Raw genomic sequence first — 7,906 nt, forward strand, 5'->3', positions numbered from 1 at the left:
CGGACGCATGGAAGCGGGCGCGTGGTGGGACTTCCGCCGGAGTGCGATCGCCGTGCGGGCCATGACCGAGGCGGCCGCCGAACACGGCGTGGACCATCGCGACGTGTCGGCGGGAAGCGGGGCCGCGGCGAGCGATCCCGCCGATCCCGCCGTCGAGATCGATGCGCATCAGGAGCTTGCCGTCGTCCGCCATGTCCTCGGCGCGCTCGGCGACCGGCCCAGCATCGCCGCGGACGTCGGCAGCCGTTTCACGCTGGGCGACTACCGGCAGCTGCGCTTCGCGCTCCTGTCCAGCCCGACGCTGCGAGCCGCGCTCGACGGTGAGCCTGCCTCGCGCTGAGCTACGCGTTCAGCCGGATGTCGCTCGAAGAGTCCGACGAGCACGCGGGAATCATCCTCGCCGACGGGGAAATCCCGCCGGACGTCCGCCGGTTCCTGCTCGAGCACGACCTCGGCGCGGTCGTCCCGACCCTGTTCGGGCCATTGCTGGCCCGCGATCTCGGCGATGTCCCGGTTGAACTCTCGTTCGGCGCGGCTGCGGATCCGATGCCGACGGCCTCGGTCCCGACGGTGACCTCCGGACCTCAGCGATCGGCAGTTGTGTTCCCGCGCGCCCTGCTCGACGAACGCCTTCCCCAGACAGACGAACACACCGCGTGGATGTGCGAGAGACAGTGCGCCGACCTTCGTCTCCGCCGGACCCTCCACCGCGGACTCGCCGGGCAAATCCCCTGCACGATCCCGGCGGCATCCCGTCGATGACACAGGGGAGCAGCCGAACTCCACGTCGATCCACGGACCCTGCGTCGGCGGCTGAGCACCGAACGAACCTCAATCCGCGCCCGGGCCGACGAGGTACGAGCGACGACGGCGGAAGCGGTGCTGGCGAGGCCGTCTCACAACGGAGGAAGTCGCCCAGCGCCTGGGCTACAGCGAGACGGCGAGTTTTGTGACGGGGTATTCCTCTGAGCCTCGATCGTCCGAACCCAAGGGGGATTCGAACTCACACCGATTGACCTGCGGAAATGCGCTTCGCGCGGATGCCGCTCCCGGAGCCGCAGGCCGCTGACCTGTGAAAACGGAAGATTTCCGGGTGCCCCCGGTGAGATTCGAACTCACACTGGACGGGTTTTGAATCCGTTGCCTCTGCCAGTTGGGCTACGGGGGCGCAGTGCCGGAAACTTTACGGGACCCGTCCTCCCCTCCGGCGACCGGGTCCGGTGATCGGGTCCGGTGATCGACGGGGCTCGGCGGTGATCGACTTGGGGCCGGGGCTGGGTGTCGCCCGCCACTTCGTGGTGAACGCCATCGTGGGATCTGGATCGGTCCCGGTACGCTGGGCTCTCGCGGGTGACCGCGTGTCGAAGACGTCCCGCCGAGCCTTCAGGAGGACACCGGTGACCGAACAGGCTGCCGAGTCGAACGGCGCCGCCGCCGGCGTGCCGCAGCGACGGGTGCTCGTCGCGGAAGACGAGGCGCTCATCCGGCTCGACCTGGTGGAGATGCTGCGCGAAGAGGGCTACGAGGTGGTCGGCGAGGCCGGCGACGGCGAGGAGGCCATCGCGCTGGCCACCGATCTCAAGCCGGACCTCGTGATCCTCGACGTCAAGATGCCGAAGCTCGACGGCATCGAGGCGGCCGCGCGGATCACCGGCGACCGGATCGCGCCGGTCGTCATTCTCACCGCGTTCAGCCAGCGCGACCTCGTCGAACGGGCCCGCGACGCGGGCACCATGGCGTACCTGGTGAAACCGTTCGCCAAACGCGATCTCGTGCCCGCGATCGAGCTGGCCGTCAGCCGGTTCTCCGAGCTGCAGGCCCTCGAGGCCGAGGTCGCCGGGCTCACCGACCGGCTCGAGACCCGCAAGGTCATCGACCGGGCGAAGGGCCTGCTGATGAGCCGTCAGGGGCTCACCGAGCCCGACGCGTTCCGCTGGATCCAGCGCACCGCGATGGACCGGCGCACCACGATGAAGGCCGTCGCCGAGGCGGTCGTGGAAAGCATCGGCTGAGCAACCGGCAAGCACCCGGGGAAGCGGGCGTGACCAGGGGGTCGCGCCCGCTTTTTCGTGGCCCGGCACTCCGGAAACGCCGGAAACCGTTCCGGAGAGTCACCGCCCGGCCCCGGAGCGCGCTCCCGCCCAGCGGGACTGCTGCCCGGTTCGCCGCATCCGTCCCGGCCCGCCGTGTCGCGCTGAAACCTGGGTGCCGACCAGCGAAAACCCTTCTGCGGCACCGGTTCGCGACCCACCCGTGCGGGTTGATCTGCCCTGCGCGAAAGGGCAAGGTTGCTACCTTGGAGGCCGGGGGATCGTGGTGTCGGTCACGATGACAGAGGGGATGTTCTTACACTGCCTCCATCGATCGGACGTCAGGTCTAGGTCCGTTCGAGGGGTGCTCGGACACGAAGAGTCATTCACTCGGTCGTTGCAATCAGACGATCGAGTGTAAATCGTCCGTTAATTCTCGTGACGACCGTCACGATGTGGATACAAGACTCGCTGTGACTCTGTGCAACACCTCACCCGGCGGCTACGTTCAGCGCCCAGTCGAAGTCCCACGCAGGGACCCGCCGTTCCGCAGGAGCGTGGCGGGTGGCATTTGGAGGAACGAGTGCAGAGAGCACGACTCACTAAGGTCATCGTGCTGGCCGCGGCGGGAGTCATCTCCCTTGGCGCCTGCTCGGCGCGGACCGGCGGTGACTCGGGTGGCGACAGCGGCGCGCCGCAGGCCGCGGCCCCGTCGGCGGCGGCGAACGCGGCGGACCCGGCGGGAGACGGCAAGGCGCAGTGCGCGCCGACCTCGATCGCCTACGCCGGCACGATCAACGGCGCGAACGCGGCCCTGGGCCAGAACATCCTCAAGGGCGCGAAGCTGGCGGTCGACCAGCACAACAAGGCGAACCCGGGCTGCCAGGTCAAGCTCGCGGAGTTCGACACCGAGGGCACCCCGGACAAGGCGCCGGGCATCGTGACCCAGATCGTCAACACCCCGGGCATCATCGGCGTCATCGGCCTCCCGTTCTCGGGCGAGTCGAAGGCCGCGGGCAACATCTTCAACTCCGCGGGCCTCGTCGCCGTGACCCCGTCCGCGACCAACCCGTCGCTCGCCCAGAACGGCTGGAAGACCTTCTTCCGCGCGCTGGGCAACGACAACGCGCAGGGCCCGGCCGCCGCGAAGTTCATCACCGGCGAGCTCAAGGCCAACAAGGTCTGCGTGATCGAGGACGACTCCGAGTACGGCACCGGTCTCGCCGCCTCGACCGTCAAGGCGCTCGGCGACAAGGCGAGCTGCCAGGACAAGGTCAAGACGAAGCAGACGGACTTCTCGGCCGTGGTCAACAAGATCAAGAACGAGAAGCCGGACGCGATCTTCTACTCGGGCTACTACCAGGAAGCCGCTCCGTTCGCGCAGCAGCTGAACGACGCGGGCGTCAAGGCCAAGTTCGTCGGCCCGGACGGCGTGAAGGACGACCTGTTCGTGAAGGGCGCCGGCGACGCCGCGGCCAACGCGTACTTCACCTGCCCCTGCGTGCCCGCCGACCAGTTCACCAAGTTCACCGACGCCTACAAGGCGGCGACCGGCGTCGACCCGGGCACCTACTCGCCCGAGGCCTACGACGTCGCGACGATCCTGCTGAAGGGCATCGACGCGGGCAAGAAGGACCGCGCCGGCCTGCTGGACTTCGTGAAGACCTACGACGGCCAGGGCATCACGAAGCACTTCAAGTGGGACGACCACGGCGAGCTCGCCGCGACCACCGTGTGGACCTACAAGGTGGAGAACGGGAAGATCGTCCGCAACACCGAGATCAAGTAGCTCACCGCTTTCGGTTCCAGTACCGGGGTGCGGGCCAGGCGGCGAGATCCCGCCGGGCCCGCACCCCGGACCCACATGGAGAACTAGTGTGTCGATGACCCCTGACCTCAGTTCGCTCGTCCTCGCGCAGGGCGGCGGAAGCTGGATCACCTTCGACGTGAATTCGTTCCTGAACCAGTTCTGGGACAACACGATCGACGGTCTTTCCTACGGCAGCATCTACGCGCTCGTAGCGCTGGGCTACACCCTCGTCTACGGCGTGCTCAAACTCATCAACTTCGCCCACTCCGAGGTGTTCATCTACGGCGCCTTCGCGACGTGGTTCACCTTCTACGGCTTGGGTTTCCGCCCCGGCGCGACCCCGGATCTGCCGATCTTCGAACTGATCGGCTTCCTGCTGCTCGCGCTCATCGCGTCGATGGCGGTGTCCGGCGGCACCGCGGTCGTGCTGGAACGCGTCGCCTACCGGCCGCTGCGCAAACGCAAGGCCCCCCGGCTGGTCTTCCTGATCACCGCGATCGGCGCTTCCTTCGTGCTGCAGCAGATCCTGTTCATCTGGCGCGGCGGCAACCCGGAGAACAGCATCCGGCTGCTGCGCAACGACGAGGTGTTCACGATCTTCGGCGGCAGCGTCACGATCGTCACCATCATCACCGTGGTGGCGTCGATCCTGCTGATGGTCGGCACGGACATGTTCGTCAACCGCACCAAGTTCGGCCGCGGCATCCGCGCGGTCGCGCAGGACCCGGACACCGCGACGCTGATGGGCGTCAACAAGGAACGCGTCATCACCCTGACGTTCCTCATCGGCGGCCTGCTGGCCGGCGCGGCGGCGCTGTTCTACATGATGAAGATCCCGCAGGGCGCCTCGTACCAGGGCGGCTTCATCCTCGGCATCAAGGCGTTCACCGCCGCGGTGCTCGGCGGCATCGGCAACCTGCGCGGCGCGCTGCTGGGCGGCCTGCTGCTCGGCGTCGTGGAGAACTACGGGCAGTCGCTGTTCGGCGGCGCGTGGCGCGACGTCGTCGCGTTCGCCCTGCTGGTGCTGATCCTCATGTTCCGCCCGACCGGCATTCTCGGCGAATCGCTCGGAAAGGCACGGGTATGACGACGACTACGACGCCGCCCGCCGCTCCGGCGAAGGCGCGCCGCCGTCCGCTCTCGGACTGGTGGAACAGGCTGTCCCGGGTCCAGCAGTGGGGGGTGCTCATCCCGCTGGTGGCGCTGGTCTACCTGCTGCCGGTGCTGAACCCGCCGCTGATCACCACCCAGCCCGGGTACGACTTCCCGATCGCGATGTTCGAGGTGGCCCGCTACGCGCTGGTCGCCATCGGGCTCAACATCGTGGTCGGCCAAGCGGGTCTGCTCGACCTCGGCTACGTCGGGTTCTTCGCGATCGGCGCCTACGTGATGGCGCTCTTCACGAGCCCGGACTCGTCGCTGGCGAAGCTGCCGTTCCTCGTCGTGCTGCCGATCGCGATGGTGGTCACGATGATCTTCGGGGTGATCCTGGGGACGCCGACGCTGCGGTTGCGCGGCGACTACCTGGCGATTGTCACGCTGGGCTTCGGCGAGATCGTGCGGCTGCTGGCCGACAACATCGACCCGCTGCGCGGCAACCGCGGCTTCCAGGGCGTCGGGCACCCGCCGGGCGTGAAGGCGGACGGCAACCCGCTCTTCAACAACACCGACGGCATCCCGTGGTACTGGCTCTGCGTCACGATCATCATCGTGATCCTGTTCGTGGTCGGGAACCTGGAGCGCAGCCGCGTCGGCCGCGCGTGGGTCGCGATCCGCGACGACGAGGACGCGGCCGAGATCATGGGCGTGCCGACGTTCAAGTTCAAGATCTGGGCGTTCGTCGGCGGCGCTGCGGTCGGCGGCCTCTCCGGCGCGCTGTACGCGGGGCAGTTGGGCTTCGTGAACAACCAGAAGTTCGACGTGGTCACCTCGATGCTGTTCCTGGCCGCGGTCATTCTCGGCGGCGCGGGCAACAAGGTCGGCGTGCTGCTGGGCGCGATCGTGGTGGCGTACGTGCCGCTGCGGTTCCAGCAGATCGCGGAGTACAAGTACCTGATCTTCGGGCTGGCGCTGATCGTCCTGATGATCTTTCGCCCGCAGGGCCTGCTCGGCGCGCGGCAGCGGCTGCTCGCCTACGGCAGGCAGGCGTACCAGCGGCTGCTCGGCAAGGGCGAACAGGTCAGCAGCGACGGTTCGCTGGTCACCGACAACCCGGGGGAGAAGGCATGACGGTCCCTGGCAACGGAACCGGGCCCGAGGTCCCGGCCGAGGGCGGCCTCGTGGCCGAGGTCGCGAACATGACCGCCGACGAGCTCGCCGAGCACGAGGCCGAGGTCGCCGAGGTCGTCGCGCCGGACCGGGAGATCCAGGCAGGCTACGGGCAGACGCTGCTCAAGGTCGACGACGTCACCGTCCGCTTCGGCGGGCTGGTGGCGCTGGACTCGGTGTCCTTCGAGATCCGGCGCGGCGAGATCCTGGGCCTGATCGGGCCGAACGGCGCGGGCAAGACCACCTGCTTCAACGCGATGACCGGCGTCTACCGGCCGTCCTCGGGGCAGGTGCTGCTCGAGGACCAGCCGCTCGGCAAGACGTCGCGGCACGGGATCACCCAGCTCGGCATCGCGCGGACGTTCCAGAACATCCGGCTGTTTTCCGAGATGACCGCGCTGGAGAACGTGGTCGTCGGCACCGACGCCCGGCACAAGACGAGCCTGCTCGGCGCCCTCCTGCGAGTCCCGCGGCACCACCGCGAGGAGAAGCAGGCGATCGAGAAGGCCATGGCGCTGCTGGAATTCGTCGGCATCGCCGACCGCGCCGCGGACCGGGCGAAGAACCTGCCGTACGGCTATCAGCGCCGGCTGGAGATCGCGCGGGCGCTCGCCACCGAGCCGAAGCTGCTGTGCCTCGACGAGCCTGCCGCCGGGTTCAACCCGGCGGAGAAGGAAGAGCTCATGGGGCTGATCCGGACGATCCGCGACGACGGCTACACCGTCCTGCTGATCGAACACGACATGAAGCTCGTCATGGGCGTCACCGACCGGATCGTGGTGCTGGAGTTCGGCAAGAAGATCGCCGACGGGCTGCCTTCCGAAATCCGGGAGAACCCCGCCGTGATCGCCGCTTACCTGGGAGTTCCCGACGATGACGTTGCTTGAGCTTTCCGACGTTTCGGTCCATTACGGACGGATCCAGGCCGTGTCCGGGCTGTCCATCACGGTCAACGAGGGCGAGATCGTCACCCTCATCGGGGCGAACGGCGCCGGCAAGTCGACCACGATGCGGGCGATCTCCGGTATCCGGCCCATTTCGGGCGGTGCTATCCGGTTCGACGGCGAGGACATTTCGCGGCTGCGCGGGGATTTGCGTGTGGTTCGCGGGATTTCTCAGGCGCCGGAGGGGCGGGGGATTTTCCCCGGCATGACGGTGCTGGAGAATCTGGACATGGGCGCTTATGCGCGCAAGGACCGGAAGAATCTGCAGCCTGACTTCGACCGGGTGTTCGAGTTGTTTCCGCGGTTGGCTGAGCGGAAGACTCAGGTCGGCGGGACTATGTCCGGGGGTGAGCAGCAGATGCTCGCTATTGGGCGGGCGTTGATGGCTAAGCCTCGGTTGTTGTTGCTGGACGAGCCTTCCATGGGGTTGGCGCCGCAGTTCATTCAGCAGATTTTCCGGATTATTACGGAGATCAATCGGCAGGGGACTACCGTGCTGCTGGTTGAGCAGAATGCGCAGCAGGCGTTGTCTCGGGCGCATCGGGCTTATGTGCTGGAGACTGGGCAGATTACCAAGACTGGTACTGGGCAGGAGTTGTTGGCTGATACCAGTATCAAGGAGGCTTATCTCGGGGTGGGGTGAGGTCGGCTCGTCGCCTGGCGGCGACATTGCGCCCGGACGGTGAGACGGGGCACCCCGATTTTTGATTGTGACTACGGCGCGGGGGTGCTTGTCAAGGCGGGAAAGATGCCTTGACAAGCACCCCCGCGCCGTGTTTTTGGCGTCGTATCGGGGGTGGGGGAGGTGTGGGTGCCTGGTTCGGCGGGTGCGCTGGCTGCGGTTGGGTGGGGGT

General features: G+C 67.5%; 8 protein-coding genes and 1 tRNA gene. 8 read left to right on the forward strand and 1 reads right to left on the reverse strand.

Features of this window, described 5'->3' with window-relative positions:
- Positions 1-7 precede the first annotated feature (7 nt).
- Together WA670_RS40390 and WA670_RS40395 are read left to right on the forward strand one after the other, a co-directional pair.
- Positions 8-340, forward strand: a complete 333-nt coding sequence (locus tag WA670_RS40390; protein ID WP_238605623.1) for an AraC family transcriptional regulator ligand-binding domain-containing protein — start codon at positions 8-10, stop codon at positions 338-340.
- Between the two features lie 17 nt (positions 341-357).
- Entirely contained in the window at positions 358-762 is a 405-nt protein-coding gene (locus WA670_RS40395) for a hypothetical protein (RefSeq protein ID WP_051728789.1), read from the forward strand.
- A 332-nt stretch (positions 763-1,094) separates the two neighbouring features.
- On the opposite strand, the gene WA670_RS40400 is transcribed toward WA670_RS40395, so the two are convergent.
- A tRNA-Leu gene (locus WA670_RS40400) sits at positions 1,095-1,168 on the reverse strand.
- 229 nt (positions 1,169-1,397) lie between these two features.
- On the opposite strand from WA670_RS40400, the gene WA670_RS40405 reads away from it, so the two are divergent.
- The 6 genes from WA670_RS40405 (at position 1,398) to WA670_RS40430 (ending at position 7,695) form a co-directional block, all read left to right on the forward strand.
- Positions 1,398-2,012: an ANTAR domain-containing response regulator gene (locus WA670_RS40405; protein ID WP_009079762.1), complete on the forward strand. Its 615-nt coding sequence runs from the start codon at positions 1,398-1,400 to the stop codon at positions 2,010-2,012.
- A gap of 631 nt (positions 2,013-2,643) precedes the next feature.
- Positions 2,644-3,819 carry a branched-chain amino acid ABC transporter substrate-binding protein gene (locus WA670_RS40410; protein WP_037818084.1) on the forward strand — a complete coding sequence of 392 codons (1,176 nt, stop codon included), beginning with the start codon at positions 2,644-2,646 and terminating at the stop codon, positions 3,817-3,819.
- Positions 3,820-3,913: 94 nt separating this feature from the next.
- On the forward strand, positions 3,914-4,927 hold the full coding sequence (locus WA670_RS40415) for a branched-chain amino acid ABC transporter permease (protein WP_037818218.1): 1,014 nt from the start codon (positions 3,914-3,916) through the stop codon (positions 4,925-4,927).
- Positions 4,924-6,069, forward strand: coding sequence for a branched-chain amino acid ABC transporter permease (locus tag WA670_RS40420; protein ID WP_037818085.1), 1,146 nt, complete (start codon positions 4,924-4,926; stop codon positions 6,067-6,069). Before WA670_RS40415 ends, WA670_RS40420 begins: the two co-directional genes overlap by 4 nt.
- Complete coding sequence (locus WA670_RS40425) at positions 6,066-6,995, forward strand: ABC transporter ATP-binding protein (protein ID WP_037818086.1); 930 nt, start codon at positions 6,066-6,068, stop codon at positions 6,993-6,995. Before WA670_RS40420 ends, WA670_RS40425 begins: the two co-directional genes overlap by 4 nt.
- Positions 6,982-7,695 carry an ABC transporter ATP-binding protein gene (locus tag WA670_RS40430; RefSeq protein ID WP_116203489.1) on the forward strand — a complete coding sequence of 238 codons (714 nt, stop codon included), beginning with the start codon at positions 6,982-6,984 and terminating at the stop codon, positions 7,693-7,695. The genes WA670_RS40425 and WA670_RS40430 overlap by 14 nt, the downstream gene beginning before the upstream one ends.
- Positions 7,696-7,906: the final 211 nt, after the last annotated feature.

This window comes from Amycolatopsis sp. VC5-11, from assembly GCF_037034185.1.
GTDB lineage: Bacteria > Actinomycetota > Actinomycetes > Mycobacteriales > Pseudonocardiaceae > Amycolatopsis > Amycolatopsis nivea.